Below are 17940 nucleotides of genomic sequence, written 5' to 3' on the forward strand. Positions count from 1 at the left end.
CCTCTCGGGCTTTCCTCCGGGCAGTTTCCCTTCGGTCTTGCGTTTCCGACTCTATCAGACCGTTTCCGTATCCGATTTCCTCGGTGCTTTCCAGGTTCCCGCTTCCGCGTTTCCCTTTCCGGCGAGTCCGACTCTATCAGATCCTTTCGGGCCTGACTCCCAGTCAGCGGGCTTTGCCTTCGCGGCTGTTGGGCCGTTCCGACGTCCCAAACGTTAGCGGATTCCCCCGGCAGTTCCTAATCGGGCCGCCGGCTCCGAATCGAATTCAATTCGGGCACGCCGAATGAGACCCGGGTGGGAGATCGTGCTGATGGTTTGGGTGCCGCATCCGCGGCGGATGTGCTGTCGCAGAACCGTTCCGGCCCCGTGGCAACTCGAAGAACCTTACGGACCGGGGGGAGCAGTGTCAACCCCAGGCTGTCAAGATCTTTCTTCGAGGTCGCTGAGCCGGCCGCCGGAGTCCGGCTGCGCGTCCTCGACCCTGCGCAGGAGGCGGGTCAGCACCTCTCCCAGGGCGCCGCGCTCCTCTCCGGAGAGGTCCTGCAGCAGGTCCTCCTCGAAGACCGTGGCCATCCGCATCGCCTCCAGCCACTTCTCCCGCCCCTCGTCCGTCAACTCGACGATGACGCGGACCCGGTTCGACTCGTCCCGCTCACGGGTGACGAGCCCCTCGCCGACCATGCGGTCGATCCGGTGGGTCATGGCGGCCGGGGTCAGCCCGAGGCGCTTGGCCAGCTCGCTCGGGCCCAGCCGGTACGGGGCGCCGGAGAGCACGAGGGCCTTGAGGACCTCCCACTCGGCGTTGCTGATGCCGAGGGCCGCGGTCTGGCGTCCGTAGGCGACGTTCATCCGCCGGTTCAGGCGGGACAGCGCCGAGACGATCTCCTCGACCTGGGGATCGAGGTCCTGGAACTCCCGCTGGTACGCGGCGATCTGTTCTTCGAGTGTCGGCTCGCTGACGCCGGAGGTATCGCCCATGGCCCGAGTATGGCACGGCGCCGCTTGGCGTCGAAGTCCTTCGGGGTGTACAGTTCAACATCTAACTTTAGCTTCGAAGTCTTCACCCCTACATCCATGCGAGGGAACGTGTCTCCGGCACGTCTCCTCCCGGGCGGGGGTGCGGGGGCTTCACGACCAAGGCAGGTGAAAGTGACCAGGGCGATGGGCGCAGCGATGCGCCGGATTCACGTGGGCAACGCACTCAGCGCGTTCGGGCTCGGCTTTACCGTCCCCTTCCTCTACGTCTATGTGGCGCAGGTGCGGGGACTCGGCTCCATGACGGCGGGCATCGTGCTCGCCGTCTTCGCCGTGGCCGCTCTCGTCGTGCTGCCGTTCGCGGGGCGGGCGATCGTCCGCCGCGGTCCGCGGCCGGTGCTGCTCACGGCCCTGGGCACCGCAGCCGTCGGAGCGCTGAGCCTCGGACTGGCGGGCGGCACGACGACCGTCCTGCTGTCGGCCGCGGCGCTCGGTGCGGGTCAGGCCGTGATGCAGCCGGCGCTGGCGACGATGATCGTGGACTGCTCGACGGCCGAAACCCGTTCGCGGGCGTTCGCGATGCAGTTCTTCCTCCAGAACCTCGGTCTCGGTGTCGGGGGTCTCATCGGCGGCCACATCGTCGACACCAGCAGCACGGCCTCGTTCACGCTGCTGTTCGCGATCGAGGCGGCGATCTTCCTGCTGCTCGTGGTGATCATGGCGACCGTGCGGATGCCGCACGCGCCGCGGATCGCGCAGGACGCTCCGCGGGGCGACGGGGGCGGCTGGCGGCAGCTGCTGGGCAACCGGGCGATGGTGCAGCTGTCCGTGCTGGGGTTCGTGCTGTTCTTCGCCTGCTACGGCCAGTTCGAGTCGGGTCTGTCCGCCTACGGCGTGGAGGCGGCCGGCATCTCCACGTCCGCGCTGGGCACGGCGATGGCGGCGAACACGGCGATGATCGTCGTGGCGCAGTTCGCGGTGCTGAAGTTCGTCGAGCGGCGCAAGCGGACCCGGGTGATCGCCGCGGTCGGGCTGATCTGGGCGGTGGCCTGGCTCGCCGCCGGTTACGCCGGTCTCGGGCACGGCAGCCAGACCATGGCGACGGCGGCCTTCGTCTCGACGTACGCGCTGTTCGGGCTCGGTGAGGCGATGCTGTCGCCGACCGTCGCCCCGCTGGTGGCCGATCTCGCGCCGACGGGTCTGGCGGGTCAGTACAACTCGGCCTTCGCCCTGGTGAAGCAGCTCGCGCTGGCCGTGGGTCCGGCGGTGGGCGGCCCGATGGGCGCCTCGTGGCACGGCCCCTATGTCGTGGTCTTCCTGCTGTTCTCGCTCGGCATCACGGTGCTCGCCGTGCGGCTGGGGCGGCAGCTCACGCCGGTGCAGAACCAGCCGTGGCTGGCGAGGAGCCGGGTGGTCGCGCAGGGCGGGGCTCCGGCCGAGCCCCTGCCGGCGAACGCCTGACCGCCGCGGTCCGCGAGCCGGGGCGCGCTCCCCCGGGTCGTTCCGGTCCGGGGGCCGGGCTCCGGCGCCCCGGGCCGCCGTGCGGAACACGAACGGCGGTCCGGACGGGCCTGCCCGAACACCCGCGTGCCCCGCGGCTCAGTGCGCCGTGCGCGGCAGGGTGAACTCGCACCACACGGCCTTGCCGCCGCCCGGTGTCCGGCGCGAGCCCCACGTGGAGGCGATCGTGGCGACGATGGCGATGCCGCGCCCCGCCTCGTCCGCGGGTTCTGCGCGGCGCCGCAGCGGGAGGTGGTCGTCGCCGTCGGTCACCTCGATGATCAGCCGGCGGTCGGTGCGGCGCAGCCGCAGCCGCATGGGCGGGGTGCCGTGCTGGAGGGAGTTGGCGACGAGTTCGCTGGCGGCCAGCACGCCGAGGTCGTGCAGCTCGGTGGGGAACCGCCAGCTGGTCAGGACGCCGGAGGCGAACGCCCGCGCGCGCGGGGTGGCCTCCACCCCGCCGAGCAGTTCCAGGGCGGCGTTGCGGAAGAGCTCGCCGTCGTGGCCGGTGCGGGAGGGGTGCTGGAGCACGAGCACGGCGACGTCGTCGTCGTGCTCCGCGGTGACACCGGCCGCGCGGACCAGCCGGTCGCAGACCACCTGGGGCGTCCCGGTGGCCCCGGCCAGGGCGCGCTCCAGGGACGCGATGCCCTCGTCGAGGTCCTCGTCCCGGCGCTCGACCAGACCGTCGGTGTAGAGGACGGCGGTGGAGCCGGGGCCGAGGGGCAGCGAGCCGGAGGCGTGCATCCAGCCGCCGGTGCCCAGCGGCGGCCCGGTCGGCTCGTCGCCGCGGTGGGTGGTGCCGTCCTCGTCGCGGACCAGGATGGGCAGGTGGCCGGCCGAGGCGTACACCAGCCGGCCCTCGTTCGGGTCGTGGACGGCGTAGACGCACGTGGCGATCTGGTTGGCGTCGATCTCGGTGGCGAGGCCGTCGAGGAGCTGGAGGACCTCGTGGGGCGGCAGGTCGAGTCGCGCGTAGGCGCGGACGGCCGTGCGGAGTTGGCCCATCACCGCGGCGGCCCGGACCCCGCGCCCCATGACGTCGCCGATGACGAGCGCGGTGCGGCCGCCGCCGAGGGTGATGACGTCGTACCAGTCGCCGCCGACGGCCGCCTCCGTGCCGCCGGGCAGGTAGGTGGCGGCGATGCGCAGGTCGTCGGGCTCCTCCAGTTCCTGCGGGAGCAGGGAGCGCTGGAGCGTCACGGCGGTCTCGCGCTGGCGGCGTTCGCTGGTGCGCAGCCGCTCGGCGGCCTCGGCGTGGTCGGTGACGTCGGTGGCGAAGATCAGCACCCCGCCGCCGTGTCCGTCGGGGGACTCGTCCACGGGGGTGCAGGTGAAGGTGTACGAGCGGCCGGTCGCGGCCTTGCGCGACTTGACCGTGCGGGGTCTGGCGCTGCGCAGGACCTGGTCGAGGAGGGGCAGCAGGCCCAGCTCGTCCAGTTCGGGCAGTGCTTCCCGCGCGGGCGCGCCGAGGGGCCGGGCGCCGAACGCCGTGGCGTAGGTGTCGTTGACGTAGGCGACGCGGTGGTCGGAGCCGTGTACGAGGGCGACGAGCGCGGGGACGCGGTCGAGGACCCCGCGGACGGGGAGTTCGTCGACGGCGAGGCCGGGCGGGCCGTCGCGCCGCTCGGCGCGGGCCGCGGGAACGGAGCCTTCCCCGCGCCGGTCCGGGGCGTCCGTGTGCTCGGTCCGCGCTGCGGCGCGGCGCTGCGTTCCGGGGAGCCGGGCGCTCCAGCGCGTGAAGTTCACAGTGGGGAAAGCCTCGTGTTAGAAGGGCGAGCGGTGCACCCGCCCACAGTCGTGGACCAGTCTGGCAGTGCGAGCGGCCGGTCCGGCATCCTTCAGACGCCGGACCGGCCGGTGCAGTTCCTGCGTCCGGTCAGGACGACCCCTTCGGGTCGGTGGGAGGCTTTCCACCGGCCGCGAGTTCGAACTCCGCACGGGGGTGTTCGAGTGAGCCGAGGGACACGATCTCCCGTTTGAAGAGTCCCGCCAGCGTCCATTCGGCGAGCACACGGGCCTTGCGGTTGAAGGTCGGCACCCTGCTGAGGTGGTAGACGCGGTGCATGAACCAGGCAGGATAGCCCTTCAGCTTGCGTCCGTAGACGTGTGCGACACCCTTGTGCAGGCCCAGCGAGGCGACCGAGCCCACGTACCGGTGGGAGTACGTCTCCAGTGGTTCGCCGCGCAGCGTGTGGGCGAGGTTGTCGCCGAGGACCCTGGCCTGGCGTACGGCGTGCTGGGCGTTGGGCGCGGTCTCCCTGCCCTCCTCCGCCGTCACGTCGGGGACGGCGGCGGCGTCGCCCGCCGCCCACGCGTGCGGGGCTCCGTCGACGGTCAGCCGGGCGGTGCACCGGAGCCGGCCGCGCTCGTTCCGCGGCAGGTCGGTCTCGGCGAGGACCGGGTGGGGTTTGACGCCGGCCGTCCAGACGACGGTGCGGGTGGGGAAGCGGGCGCCGTCGCTGAGCACGGCGACCCGGTCGGCGCAGCTGTCGAGGCGGGTCTCCAGGCGGACGTCGATGTTGCGGCGGCGCAGTTCGGTGACCGTGTACCGGCCCATCTCCTCGCCGACCTCGGGGAGGATGCGGTTCGACGCCTCCACGAGGATCCATTTCATGTCCTCGGGACGGATGTTGTGGTAGTAGCGCGCCGTGTAGCGGGCCATGTCCTCCAGTTCGCCGAGGGCCTCGACGCCCGCGTAGCCGCCGCCGACGAAGACGAAGGTCAGGGCGGCGTCGCGGATCGCGGGATCGCGGGTGGACGAGGCGATGTCCATCTGCTCGATGACGTGGTTGCGCAGCCCGATGGCCTCTTCGACCGTCTTGAAGCCGATGGCGTACTCGGCGAGTCCGGGGACGGGCAGGGTGCGGGAGACCGATCCGGGGGCGAGGACCAGTTCGTCGTAGGTGATCTGCTCCTCGCCCGCGCCCTCCTCCTCGGTGGCGAGGGTGGTGAGCGTCGCGGTGCGCTTGGCGTGGTCGATGCGGCGCACCTCGCCGATGACGATCCGGCAGCCGTCCAGGACGCGGCGCAGCGGGACCACCACGTGCCGCGGGGAGATGGAGCCCGCGGCGGCCTCGGGAAGGAACGGCTGATAGGTCATGTAGGGGTCGGGGGAGACCACGACGATCTCGACGTCTCCCCGTCTGAGTTCGGCCTTCACCTTCTGCTGGAGACGCAGAGCGGTGTACATCCCGACGTAGCCGCCGCCGACAATGAGAATGCGCGCACGTTCCTTCACCATCCCATGACGCACCTCTCTCCGGAGTTTGTCCACAGCCCCGGCAATGTGTGTGACCGGTCGCGGACAACGTGCAGAGTTGGCCGATTTGCCGGAGTCCCGGACGGAAGGCCAGGTCAGGGTGGGTGAGGGGGGTACGCGGAGGGGGAGCAACCGGTACGTAACCGGCCCGTACTCCGATCGGGGGGCGCTCCGTGCGGAACCTGCCCCTTCTGAATTGACCCCCACTCAACTATGTTCGTGTGTCGACGGGGTGTAGGGGGATGCGCTCGGTGGGCCGGCACGAGGGCCCGCGCACAGGCTTGTTCCACGCGCTCCGGCAGTCGATGGCGGGGAGAGTCTCCGGGGGGAGACGTCATTACCGGGGGAACACTCATGCATATTCAGGACTCTCATTGGTCCACCGCGGCCGCCGTCGCGCCCGGTGGCGCGGGGGGCCCGGCGGGCGGGGGCGGGCGGGGTCCGGTGGACGGGCCGCGCACGACACCGCTGCGGGTGGACGCCCAGCGCAACCTGGAGCACGTGCTGCGGGCCGCGCGCGAGGTGTTCGGCGAACTCGGCTACGGCGCGCCGATGGAGGACGTGGCGCGTCGCGCGCGGGTCGGTGTGGGCACGGTGTACCGGCGCTTCCCGAGCAAGGACGTCCTGGTGCGGCGGATAGCCGAGGAGGAGACCTCCCGGCTGACCGACCAGGCGCGCTCCGCGCTCGGCCAGGAGGACGAGCCGTGGTCGGCGCTCTCGCGTTTCCTGCGGACGTCGGTGGCCTCGGGTGCCGGCCGGCTGCTGCCGCCGCAGGTGCTGCGGGTCGGGGTCGCGGAGGACGGTCCGGAGGCGGACGGGGCCCGGGTGCCGCAGCAGCGGTCCCAGCTCGCGCCGGAGCTGCGGCTCGTGGAGCAGCGCCCGGTTCCGGAGGACGAGGTGATCGCGGAGGTGGACGACGCCGGCGCGGCGGCCCTGCTGGAGGTGGTCGGCCGGCTGGTCGACCGGGCGCGTGCGGCGGGCGAGTTGCGTACCGACGTCACCGTGGCGGACGTGCTGCTGGTCATCGCGACGGCGGCGCCCTCGCTGCCGGACCCGGCTCAGCAGGCCGCCGCCTCTTCACGGCTGCTCGACATCCTGCTGGAGGGCCTGCGTTCGCGTCCGGCCTGACCGCCGGCTCCGGGTCTCGCCCGGGGCGCCCGCGGCCCTCGCCCCTGTCTTTCTCCGGGCGAGGGCCGCTCCCGCGCCCGGTCGCGCGCGGGAGCCGCCGCCTCGCTCGGGCGCTCTCGTCCCCCGGTGACCACCACCCGGGGCGGCCACGCCGCGGACCCGGCACCCGACGCGCGGACGGAACGCTCGCGCGGATGCGCCGCCGGGGCACCCGGGGGTTTCCCGCGCACACCGCCCCGCATCACCACCCGCGCGGGGCACAGGACGCGGGCACCGGGCGCCGGGCGCTGTCGCCCGGGGGGCGACCGGTGAGCCTTCCCCGAAAGGGTGAGCACCAGCACGGCCGAACGGCTCAAACCCCTCGGACGAGTGGTCGATCCGTACGAACGGGTCCCGCATGGGAAGCCTGTGGCACGCTGGCCCGGTATTCGGGTCCGAGTGTGCAGGCGGTGGCTTTCCGCGATGAGCGTTGACGGACGGGACGAGTCCCTCGGTGACGGTGGCGCCGACGGCGGGACGGAATCCGGCGGCCCGCTCCCGCACCAGGTACCGGGCCAGGGCGGTCCCCGTGGCGGCACCACCCGGGTTCCTCAGCCCGGACCCCCCGCCGACGCCCCTCCCGGCGCCCACCAAGACCCCGGGCCGGCCTCCGCCTCCGTTCCGCACCCCGCCTCGGGCACCGGCGGGCCGCCGGACGACGGACCCGCCGCCGGGGACCCGACGTCCGCCGGCCCGGACGGCGCGCCCGTGCCCGGCCCGGCGGCGCCGCCGGCGGCCGAGTCGGGCGAGGGCCGGCCGACCGGGCCCTTACCCGCCGCTGCCGAGGGACCCGACCCGAGCGTGCCCGCGCAGCGGGACCGCTTCGACCGGCGCGGCCCCGGCGTCCTGCCGCCCCCGGTGGACCTGCCGCCCCCCGACGCGGACCTCATCGAGCGGATGCGCGCGGGCGACGACACCGCTTACGAGGAGCTGTACCGACGGCACTCCGGCGCCGTCCGCCGCTACGCGCGCACCTGCTGCCGCGACGCGCACACCGCCGAGGACCTGACGGCCGAGGTGTTCGCCCGGATGCTCCAGGCCGTCCGCGGCGGCAGCGGCCCCGAGCACGCCGTCCGCGCCTATCTGCTCACCACCGTGCGCCGGGTCGCGGCGCAGTGGACCAGGACCGCCCGGCGCGAGCAACTGGTCGACGACTTCGCGGTGTTCGCCGCCCAGGCCGCCCGCGGTACCGAGGTCCGTGACGACGACACCCTCGACCTCGGCGCGGACGTCCTGGCCCTGCACGAGGCCGAGCAGTCGATGGCCATGCGGGCGTTTCGTTCGCTGCCCGAGCGGTGGCAGGCGGTGCTGTGGCACACCGAGGTCGAGGACGAGTCGCCGAGCGAGGTCGCCACGCTCTTCGGCCTCGACGCCAACGGCACCCGCGTCCTCGCCAGCCGCGCCCGCGAGGGTCTCAAACAGGCCTACCTCCAGGCGCACGTGAGCGCGACGCTGACCACGGACGAGGAATGCGCGCGCCACGCCGACCGGCTCGGCGCCTACGCCCGCGGGGGCCTGCGCAGCCGGGCGGAACGCGGACTGCGCAAGCACCTGGAGGAGTGCGCCCGGTGCCGGCTGGCCGCGGGCCAGATCAAGGAAGTGGCCGGCGGCATCCCCGCGGCCGTCCCGGTCGCGGTGATCGGCTGGTTCGGGGCCGCCGGATACGCGAAGGTCGCCGCGCTGGTCGCCGGAGGCGCCGGAGCGGGCGCGGCCGGAGCGGCCGCGGCGGCGGGCGCGGGCTCGTCGGGCGCCGGCGGCGCGAGTGGTGGTGGCGGCGCCGCCGTGTCCGAGGGGATCGGCGCACCGGTCAAGGCGGGGATCGCCGCCGGCGTCGTCGCGGTGGCCGCGGCGGTGGTGGCGCTCGCTCTCGTGGGTGACGGGAAACCGGCCGGGCACCCCGAGGCCCGGCCGCCCGCCTCCCCCGCCGTCGAGGCGCCCGTCCCCTCCCCCGAACCGCCGGAACGGACCCCCGCGCCCGCCCCGCCCGCCGTACGCGCGGCGCCGCCCGCGCCCACCCCGCCCCCGGCGCCGCGGCCGGAGCCGCGGCCGGAGCCGTCCCCGCGGGTGAAGCCGAAGCCGGCCCCGGCACCGGCCCCGACGCCCACCCCCGCACCGCCGGAGCCCACGCCGCCGCCGACGCCCAGCCCTTCCCCACCCTCGTCACCCCCGGCGCCTCCCGCACCGGCCGTCTACCGGTGGAGCGAGTTGGACTACGACGTCGCGGGCGACCACACCCGGCCCGAGATGCGGCTGGGCGGGAGCGGCTGGGTGTGGCAGCGCGACGGCCTCTCCATCGGGGGCACCGCGTACGCGCACGGTGTGACCGTCCACGGCAGGTCCTCCGTCACCATCGACCTCAACCGCGACTGCACGGCCTACGACGCCCTGGTCGGCGTCGACGATCTCGCCCACGGCCTGGGCCGGATGCGCTTCTCGGTGATCGCGGACGGCGTCCCGCTCTGGCGCTCCCCCGTGATCGAGGGCGGCGACCGCGCGGTGCCCGTCCACGTGGACCTCACCGGCCTGCGGACGATCCGGCTGGTCGTCGAACCGCGCGGCCCGTTCGCGGCGGCCGCTCCGGCCGACTGGGCGGAGTCGGCGTTCCGCTGCCGGTGACTCCCCCCGTGCGCGCCCCCGGTGGAGGCCGGCCGGCGGGAACGGACCGTACGGGGTGCGGCGGCGGGCGGGAGGCGCCGCGGGGACGGGGGCCCGCCGGCCCCGGGCGCCCGCCGACGCGTCGACCGGCCGGTGCCGCCACGTCCCGATCCGCGTGCCGCGCGGCGCCCGCGGCGCCACCGCCACCCGCACGAGAACGCCGGCGCGGCACCCGACCGCCGCGCGGCGCCCGGACCCGCGTGCCGTTCCCCGGCACCGGCTCCGAACGGCCCCGGCGTCCTCGCGGGACCCGGTCACCCGGCGGGGTGGTCCGCCAGGAGGGCGGCGAGCTCGTCGCGGACGTCCTCCTTGGTGGCGGCGGAACCCCTGGCCCGCTCCGCTTCGTAGGCGTCGGGGCCGAGCGCGGCGAGCGCCGCCGCCTCGGTGCGCCGCGCCTCGGCACGTTCCCGAGGGGGCCGCGGGTGGCCCCCTCGCCAGCGGGTGCCCGCGGCCATCAGCCGGGTCGCGGCCGGGTGCGCGCCCAGCTCGCCGAGGAAGCGCGCCGCGGTCTCCACGAGACCGGCGACCACGACGTCGGCGCAGTGCTCGTCCACCGCCGCGCGGACGGCGTCGCACACCGTCCGCAGTCCCTGCGCCGGACCCGACTCGGCGGCCGTGAGCAGGGCGTCGACCCAGCGCAGCCCGGCCGTGAACTGCGGTGGCGGAGTGCCGCGCGCCGCGTCCTCGCACGCCGTGCGCCACAAGGAGCGCGCCAGCTCGGTGCGGCCGTCCTCCAGAACGACCCGGGCGCGCAGCAGATGGACGAACGCGCGGGAGTCCGTCACGCCGTACCGGTCGGCGGAGGCGCTCGCCTCGTCGAGCAGGGCCAGCGCCTCGGCCGGCTCGCCCGCCTGGTGGGCGACCTCGGCGAGCCGCGCCTGGAGGAACGGTGTCTCCGCGAACGCCCCCACCTCGACGGCGAGTCGCAGCGCCTCGGCGAACTCCTCGCGCGCCTCGCCGAACCGGCCCCGGGCCATGGCCGCCTCACCGGCCGCGCTGCACACCTGGGCGCGCATCCAGCGGTCGCCGACGCGCCGGCTGAGCACGCGCAGTTCCGCCAGGTCGTCGTCCACGCCGGGCATGCCGCCCGGCGCGTCCACGGCGACGTGGGTGCGGAACATCAGCGCGACGCCGATCTCCCACGCACCGCCGTAGGCGCGGCAGTTGGCCACCGCCGCGTCCAGCGCGAAGCGCATGTCCTGCGTGACGCCGAGGAAGTACGCGGCCAACGGCCAGATGATCCCCGGCATGCGCGCCGCGTCCGGACCGCCCTTCTCGAAGTGGGCGCGTACGTGCTCCACGTACTCCCGCGTCCGCTCGTCCCTCCACTCGTCCAGCGGGACGGCGTCCACCTTCAGGAAGAGGTGGAACATGCGCAGCCGCATCCGCATCGCGTGCAGCGGGTGCCGCTCGTCGCGCGCCGGGTCGTCCAGCAGACGGGCGACGGGGTCGACGGCGTCCGGTCCGGCCGGCGGGCCGCCGACGGCGCAGCCGGTGCCGCCGACGGCCCGGGTGTCGAGCCGTGCGCCGAGCGTCAGGACGCGTTCGGTCCACTCCATTCCCTCACGGCGGAAGTTGCGCAGCCACCAGAACCAGCCCATGGCGAGGACGAGGGCACCGGCCTCCTCCTCGTCCCCGGCGACGAGCGAACGGTGCAGGGCCGCCCGGATGTTGTCGAGTTCGGCCTCCACCCTTCGCATCCAAGGGAGTTGGGCCCCCGAGCGGAGCAGCGGCTCGGCCTGCTCCGCCAGGGAGCGTGTCCAGGCGCGGTGCCGCCGCTCGGCCGCCGCGAGCCGTTCGGGCGCCTCCGCGGCGCGCTCGCGCGCGTACTCGTGGATGGTCTCCAGCAGCCGGTAGCGCATCGCGCCGGCCGGTGCGTCCTCCGGGCTCCCGCCCCCTGCGCTCCGGGCACCAAAGGACCCGCCTTCCCCGCCCGGTCCGCCGTCGCCGCCCTCCGCCGGGCCGTCGGGCGTGGCGACGACGAGGGACTTGTCCACGAGGGCGCCGACGAGGTCGGCGGCGGGTCCGGTGCACACGGCCTCCGCCGCCGCCAGGTCCCAGCCGCCGGCGAACGCCGACACCTCGCGCAGCACCGTGCGCTCCTGCTCGTCGAGCAGGTCCCAGGACCAGTCGACGACCGCCCGCAGGGTCTGCTGGCGGGGCAGCGCCGTGCGGCTTCCGGACGTGAGGAGGCGGAAGCGGTCGTCGAGCCGGTCGGCGATCTGCCGCGGGGTGAGCAGCCGCAGGCGCGCGGCGGCCAGTTCGATGGCGAGCGGCAGGCCGTCGAGCCGGCGGCAGATCTCGTCCACGGCGGCCGGGTCGGGGACGGTGGCCGCGCCGCCGGGGCGGACGACCGCGGCTCGCTCCAGGAACAGCCGGCGCGCGGAGCCGGGCCGGAGTGGTTCGACCGGGCGCACCATCTCGCCGGGCACGCCGAGGGGTTCACGGCTGGTGGCGAGGATCGTGAGGCCGGGGCACCGGGTCAGCAGCGTCTCGGCGAGGCGGGCCGCCGCCTCGACGACGTGCTCGCAGTTGTCGAGGACCAGAAGCAGACCGCGCGGGGTGCAGTGCTCGACGAGGAGGGCGACCGGGTCGGCCCGCGCCACCGCCGTCTCATGGGTGATCAGCGCGGTCTCGCGCAGGCCGAGGGCGCTCACCACCGCGCCCGGCACCGCCTCGGGCCGGTCGAGCGGCGCCAGTTCGACCAGCCACGCCCGCCCGAGCGCGGCGGCGGCCTCCTCGGCGAGACGGGTCTTGCCCGAACCGCCGGGCCCGGTCAGCGTGACCAGACGGGCCCGGCCGAGGTCCGAACGGATCGCCGCGACCTCGGGCCCGCGCCCCACGAACGAGTTCAGCCGGGGACGGATGTTGCCCGTCCGCCCGTCCCGGGACGGGCGGACGGCGCCGGGCGCCGGTCCGGTGCCCGCCGCGTCGGCCGGCCCGTCCACCTGCTCCGGCGCGCCCAGCAACGTGGTGTGCAGGGCGCGGAGTTCGGGGCCGGGGTCGGTGCCGAGGCCCTCCGACAGCGCGCGCCGCACCTCCTCGTACGCGGCCAGTGCGTCGGCGCCCCGGCCCGCCTCGTGCAGGGCGCGGACGAGCAGCGCGTGCAGCGCCTCGTCGTAGGGGTGGCCGGCCGTCAGTTCCCGCAGTTCCGGGAGGACGTCCCCGGCGCGCCCGAGCCGCAGCTCGGCCTCGACGCGGCTGCGTCTGGCCTCCCGTCGCAGGGCCTGCGGTCGGGTCGCCGCCGTGCGGTCGGCGAGGTCCGCGAGGGCCGGGCCCCGCCACAGGGCGAGGGCCTCGCCGAGGCGGGCCGCGGCGGTGGCGGCGTCGTCGTGGCCGAGTGCGGTCCGGCCCCGCGCGACCAGGTCCTCGAACACGTACAGGTCGACGTCGTCGCGGCCGGCGCGGAGGCGGTAGCCGCCGGGCTCGGAGGTGACCGTGTCCCTGCCGACGGCCCGGCGCAGGCGGCCCACCAGCGCCTGGAGGGCGGCCGGGGCGTCCCGGGGCGGCCGGTCGCCCCACACCTCGTCGATCAGGGTGTCCGGGCCCGCCGTCCGGCCGGGGCGGCGGGCGAGGGCGGTGAGCAGCGCGCGGACCCGGGGGCCGCCGACGGTGACCAGGGCCCCCCGGTCGTCCTCCACCTGGGTGACCCCCAGAATCCTGTACCGCACGCCCCCATTCTCACCGGCGGGGCCGCGCCGGGTCACGGCATCCCCGCGGCGAGCCACCGGCGGAACGCCCTCGCGGGCGGGAGCGCCCCGGGCCGCACCGCCGGTCCGCCGAAGGCCGGCCCCGCCCTCCGGCCGGCCGCCGTCGTCGACGTCCCGCCCGGTCGGCCGCCCACCCGGGGCGCTCCCGCCGGGACGGCGGCGTCGGGTGGACGCGCGGCGGGCCCCGGCGCGCCGCCCGCCGCGTCGCGGTCACCCGCGCTGGACGACCGCCCCGGTCGCCGTGCCCGATCCCAGTGCGCGCCCCTGCGGCACGATGCCCGCGGGAACGGCGCGCTGGCGGGCCGGCGTTCCCGTCCAGCACGTGCCGCGCCGCGCGAGCAGGCGCCGCAGCCACAGTTCGAGCGCCACCAGGTCGGCGAGCCCGTCGAGCGGTAGCGGCTCTCCTTCGGCGGCGGCGCGCAGCGCCTTGCGGACGACGCGGGCCTCGACCAGCCCGGCCTGCGCGAGCAGCGGGGTGTCGAAGAGGGCGATCAGGGTGTCGGCGGCGATCCGCAGGCCCGTGCGCGCGGCGGCGGCGGAGGAGGCGTGGGAGGGAGCGCCCCACCCCGGGGGGAGGTCCGCGACGCCGGCCCCCTCCAGCACGGTGCGCAGGATCGCCGCCCGCGCCCCGGGCTGCACCCGCAGTGCCTCGGGCAGCGCACGGCAGGCACGGACGACCTGGTTGTCCAGGAACGGCGTGTGCAGCCGCTGGAAGCGGATCTCCGCGGCCTGCTCCAGGATGCGGACGTCCGCCGCGTGGCGGGCGAGCGCGGCCCGCGCGCGGTGGTCGCCGGGCCGCTGGCCGGGTCCGATCATCGGGCGTCCCCCGCCGCCCTGAAGGCGAACCGATACTTCGGCCAGGGCCTCACCGGTCAGCCACCGTGCGGCGGGTCCGGGTCTGGCCCAGCCGAGCGCGGCGAGCGAGGCGCCGACCGCTCCGCCGGGCTCGTCGAAGCGCCGCTGGAGCAGGCGCTCGGCGAGGTCGTCGATCCCGGTGCGGTAGGGGGTGCGGGCGAGTTTGCGGGCCGCGCCGTACACCCGGGCGGGGACCATCACCGAGCCGTCGGCCTTGGTCAACGCGGCGACGGGGCGCACCAGATGGCGCCGTTTGCGGTCCATCAGCAGGTCGGCGAGCCGCGCGGGGTGGGCGTCGAGGACCTGGCGCGCGCCGTAGCCGGTGAAGTGGTCGGCGCTGCCGGCGGCGAGCCGCGCACGGTGCCGGGCGGCCGTCACCAGGGTGGGGGCGGGCTCGTCGGTCAGCGGGCCGTCCAGGTCGGCGTAGGGGAGCGTCTCCTCGCCCCCGGCGACGACGACGTGGTGCAGCCGGGGGTTCGCGGCGAGCGTGCCGGCCCGCTCCAGTTCGGCCTCGCGGCCCTGGACGGCGAGGTCGTTGAAGGTCACCGCGAGCAGCCGCTCGCCGGCGCCGGTGCCGTGCCCGAGGACGGTCCCGGGCGCTCCGGGCAGCCCGGCGGCGAGCAGGGCGAGGGTCCCGGAGGCGGGCCCGCCGGAGAGGTCGGCGCCGATCCCGGGGACGGGCATCCCGCGCGCGGCTCGCCGTTCGGCCGGCCCCATGCCGGGCACCGGCCCGGGGTCCACGTCGGCGCCGGGGACGTGGCGGGGCGCGGCGAGGCGGGTGCGGACGGCTTCCACCAGCGCGTCCCGCACGGCGTCCACGGCGAGTTCGGGGTCGGCGGCGGGAGCGGCCACGGCGAGGGAGGCGACGGGTTCGTAGCCGGCGATCTCCCGTGCTCCGGCGCGCAGGATGAGGGTGTGCCCCGGCGGGATGCGGCGCACGCCCTCGTACGGGGTGGAGTCGTGCACCGCGGCCGGCACGTCGGGGGCGGCGAGCAGCGCGGCGAGGTGGCCGAAGTCGAGGTTGGCCTCGACGAGGTCGGCGAGCGGGAGCGCGGCGGTCGCGTACGCCGTGCCGCCCGCCCACGGGGTGTGGAACACGGGCCGGGCCCCGGCGAGGTCGCCGCAGACGGTGACCCGGCGGCCGACCTGGACGACGGCGGTGTAGCTGCCGGGCCAGTTGGTGAGATGGCGCAGGGCTCCGCCGCGTGCGGCGAACAGGCCGACCCGCAGCTCCTCGTCGGAGGCGCCGCAGGTGCCGAGGACGGCGATGCGGTTCCCGGCGTCGGCCTTCACCACGCGCACCTCGTCGGGGCGCCAGTCACCGACGGCCCACAGCGGATCGGGGTCGCCCCACAGCAGTTGGGAGCCCACCGGGTGCACGGTCTCGCCGTCGTTCCCGGTGGCGCCCGCCGAGCCGATCCCCTGCGCTCCGGCGACGGCGCTGCTCCACCCCACCAACCACCGCATCGCCGCCTCCACAGGCTGTGGACAACCAGTGCCCGTACGAACTCGGCACCATGCTGCCACGAAGGAAGCGCGCGGGAGGGCCCCTGCGGCGGCTTGCGCTCCCCGAAGTGCGCCCCCGTGCCGCCGATCGCGCCGCCGCGGCGCGCCGACCGCACCTCCCGCACCGCGCCCGAGGGGCACGTGGACGGGGCCACCGGACCGGAACGCCGCTCGGGACCGAACGGGCGGCGCGGGTACCGTCGTTGGCGCGGGGGCGGGCTCGGCACGGCCGGGCTCCCGGCGCGTCGCGAGTGCGGCCCGGCCGCCGTCCGGCCCCTGCCGGGTCGACGTGAATGCGCCCCCGGTACGCTCCCCGAAGACGCCTTTCGCGCCCTCAACTGTCGTGGTGGGACGGCTGATCCCCGGCAGGAGCGAGCATCGGTTTTCAGCCAAATCGACGCTCGATGGACACGTTCGGACACGCTCCGTACAGGCCCTGCGCACCACTTCGGCATCGCACAGTCCGGGAGGCGGAGTGCGCCTCCCGGACCGGTCCGCCGCCCGCGGGGATGTAGGCGGCGGTGTCCCCCAGCCCACCGGATCCAGTACAGCGGGCCGACCCACGCACGATCCATGGAAGCGCTTCCGCGAGGGCCGGAGAAGAGCGCACGCACAGGCGCACGGCCACACACCAGGAGCACGCCGCGACAGTCCGTACAGCCGTACGGACCACAATCCCGCCAACCGGACCTACGCCCCTTAACGCTGGGAGTCGGGCGAACTACGCTGGGTTTACGAATGCCGCGTGGTTATGCCAGTGCGGCAGCCGTCTGTGTCGAGGGGTGGCGCATGTCCAGGGAGCAACGCGGGCCGAACGAAAAACTCGGCGCCGTTCTCGCCCTCGCGGGAATCAGCAACGCAGGACTCGCGCGTCGCGTCAACGACCTTGGCGCCCAACGCGGGTTGACTCTTCGCTACGACAAGACGTCGGTGGCGCGCTGGGTGTCGAAGGGCATGGTGCCGCAGGGTGCCGCGCCCCACCTCATCGCGGCCGCCATCGGCCAGAAGCTCGGCCGGCCCGTGCCGCTGCACGAGATCGGTCTGGCGGACGCCGACCCGGCGCCGGAGGTGGGCCTCGCCTTCCCCCGCGACGTCGGCCAGGCGGTGCGCTCGGCCACCGAGTTGTACCGTCTCGACCTCGCCGGGCGCCGGGCCGGCGGCGGTGGCATCTGGCAGTCCCTGGCCGGCTCCTTCGCGGTGAGCGCCTACGCCACCCCCGCGTCCCGCTGGCTGATAACCCCGGCCGACAGTTCGGTGGCGCGCGACGTGAGCCCCGGTGAGGACTCCGGCGCACCGCAGAAGGTCGGCCACAGCGACGTGCTGAAGCTGCGCGAGGCAGCCGAGGACGCCAGGCGCTGGGACTCCAAGTACGGAGGCGGCGACTGGCGTTCGTCCATGGTGCCCGAGTGCCTGCGGGTCGAGGCGGCACCCCTGCTGCTCGGCTCCTACTCCGACGAGGTCGGCCGCGCCCTGTTCGGCGCGTCCGCCGAACTCACCCGCCTCGCGGGCTGGATGGCCTTCGACACCGGCCAGCAGGAGGCCGCGCAGCGCTACTACATCCAGGCTTTGCGCCTGGCCCGGGCCGCCGCGGACGTCCCCCTCGGGGGCTACGTGCTCGCCTCGATGTCCCTCCAGGCGACCTACCGCGGCTTCGGCGACGAGGGCGTCGACCTCGCCCAGGCCGCCCTGGAGCGCAACCGCGGCCTGGCCACGGCCCGCACGATGAGCTTCTTCCGCCTCGTCGAGGCGCGCGCCCACGCGCGCGCGGGCGACGCCCAGGCGGCCGGCGCCGCGCTCAAGGCCGCCGAGGGCTGGCTGGAGCGCGCCCGCGACGGGGACCACGACCCGTCCTGGCTCGGCTTCTACTCCTACGACCGCTTCGCGGCCGACGCAGCCGAGTGCTACCGCGACCTGAAGGCGCCGCGCCAGGTGCGCCGCTTCACCGAGCAGGCGCTGTCGCGGCCGACGGAGGAGTTCGTCCGCTCGCACGGACTGCGCCTGGTGGTGTCCGCGGTCGCCGAACTGGAGTCGGGCAACCTCGACGCGGCCTGCGAGCAGGGCGTCCGGGCGGTGGAGGTCGCGGGCCGCATCTCCTCCGCGCGCACCACCGAGTACGTGAAGGACCTGCTGCACCGGCTGGAGCCGTACGGCGACGAACCGCGCGTGGTGGAGCTGCGGGAGCGGGCGCGACCGCTGCTGATGGCACCGGCGTAGCCGCGGCCGTCGCGCCGCGCTCCGGCCGGCCGCGGCGCGACGGGGCGTGATTCTCGGGTTTGAGGGCATTGTCAGTGGCGCAGTGCACTATCGAGG

9 protein-coding genes are annotated in these 17940 nt (G+C 75.4%); 4 read left to right on the plus strand and 5 right to left on the minus strand.

The annotated features are described in order from the left end of the window. Positions 1-420: 420 nt before the first annotated feature. Complete coding sequence (locus ACGFS9_RS08865) at positions 421-978, minus strand: MarR family winged helix-turn-helix transcriptional regulator (RefSeq protein WP_393251660.1); 558 nt, start codon at positions 976-978, stop codon at positions 421-423. Positions 979-1161: 183 nt separating this feature from the next. Between ACGFS9_RS08865 and ACGFS9_RS08870 the strand changes: the two genes are divergently transcribed. Beyond that, positions 1162-2436, plus strand: coding sequence for an MDR family MFS transporter (locus ACGFS9_RS08870; protein WP_393251661.1), 1275 nt, complete (start codon positions 1162-1164; stop codon positions 2434-2436). Between the two features lie 138 nt (positions 2437-2574). Here ACGFS9_RS08870 and ACGFS9_RS08875 read toward each other — a convergent pair whose 3' ends face one another. After that, complete coding sequence (locus ACGFS9_RS08875; protein ID WP_393251662.1) at positions 2575-4224, minus strand: SpoIIE family protein phosphatase; 1650 nt, start codon at positions 4222-4224, stop codon at positions 2575-2577. Positions 4225-4354: 130 nt separating this feature from the next. Further along, positions 4355-5719, minus strand: a complete 1365-nt coding sequence (locus tag ACGFS9_RS08880) for an NAD(P)/FAD-dependent oxidoreductase (RefSeq protein WP_393251663.1) — start codon at positions 5717-5719, stop codon at positions 4355-4357. Between the two features lie 372 nt (positions 5720-6091). Between ACGFS9_RS08880 and ACGFS9_RS08885 the strand changes: the two genes are divergently transcribed. Together ACGFS9_RS08885 and ACGFS9_RS08890 are read left to right on the plus strand one after the other, a co-directional pair. Then, the gene (locus tag ACGFS9_RS08885) at positions 6092-6865 is read left to right on the plus strand and encodes a TetR/AcrR family transcriptional regulator (protein WP_393251664.1); all 774 of its coding nucleotides are present in this window, start codon (positions 6092-6094) and stop codon (positions 6863-6865) included. 462 nt (positions 6866-7327) lie between these two features. Continuing rightward, positions 7328-9520 (plus strand): sigma-70 family RNA polymerase sigma factor, encoded by a 2193-nt coding sequence (locus ACGFS9_RS08890; RefSeq protein WP_393251665.1) that lies wholly within the window; start codon positions 7328-7330, stop codon positions 9518-9520. Positions 9521-9813: 293 nt separating this feature from the next. Here ACGFS9_RS08890 and ACGFS9_RS08895 read toward each other — a convergent pair whose 3' ends face one another. Then, a complete protein-coding gene (locus ACGFS9_RS08895) occupies positions 9814-13230 on the minus strand; it encodes a BTAD domain-containing putative transcriptional regulator (RefSeq protein ID WP_393251666.1) in 3417 nt (1138 codons plus the stop codon). Between the two features lie 249 nt (positions 13231-13479). Continuing rightward, a complete protein-coding gene (locus tag ACGFS9_RS08900) occupies positions 13480-15591 on the minus strand; it encodes an asparagine synthase-related protein (RefSeq protein WP_393251667.1) in 2112 nt (703 codons plus the stop codon). Between the two features lie 828 nt (positions 15592-16419). Here ACGFS9_RS08900 and ACGFS9_RS08905 point away from each other — a divergent pair. Then, positions 16420-17844, plus strand: a complete 1425-nt coding sequence (locus ACGFS9_RS08905) for an MFS transporter (RefSeq protein WP_393251668.1) — start codon at positions 16420-16422, stop codon at positions 17842-17844. Positions 17845-17940 lie beyond the last annotated feature (96 nt).

This window comes from Streptomyces sp. NPDC048566 (assembly GCF_043199735.1).
GTDB lineage: Bacteria > Actinomycetota > Actinomycetes > Streptomycetales > Streptomycetaceae > Streptomyces.

Excerpts from the sequence above, each read along its gene's own strand:
- ACGFS9_RS08865 (WP_393251660.1), bottom strand. The coding sequence starts at position 978 with ATGGGCGATACCTCCGGCGTCAGCGAGCCGACACTCGAAGAACAGATC.
- ACGFS9_RS08870 (WP_393251661.1), top strand. The coding sequence starts at position 1,162 with ATGGGCGCAGCGATGCGCCGGATTCACGTGGGCAACGCACTCAGCGCG.
- ACGFS9_RS08880 (WP_393251663.1), bottom strand. The coding sequence starts at position 5,719 with ATGGTGAAGGAACGTGCGCGCATTCTCATTGTCGGCGGCGGCTACGTC.
- ACGFS9_RS08885 (WP_393251664.1), top strand. The coding sequence starts at position 6,092 with ATGCATATTCAGGACTCTCATTGGTCCACCGCGGCCGCCGTCGCGCCC.
- ACGFS9_RS08890 (WP_393251665.1), top strand. The coding sequence starts at position 7,328 with ATGAGCGTTGACGGACGGGACGAGTCCCTCGGTGACGGTGGCGCCGAC.
- ACGFS9_RS08900 (WP_393251667.1), bottom strand. The coding sequence starts at position 15,591 with ATGCGGTGGTTGGTGGGGTGGAGCAGCGCCGTCGCCGGAGCGCAGGGG.
- ACGFS9_RS08905 (WP_393251668.1), top strand. The coding sequence starts at position 16,420 with ATGTCCAGGGAGCAACGCGGGCCGAACGAAAAACTCGGCGCCGTTCTC.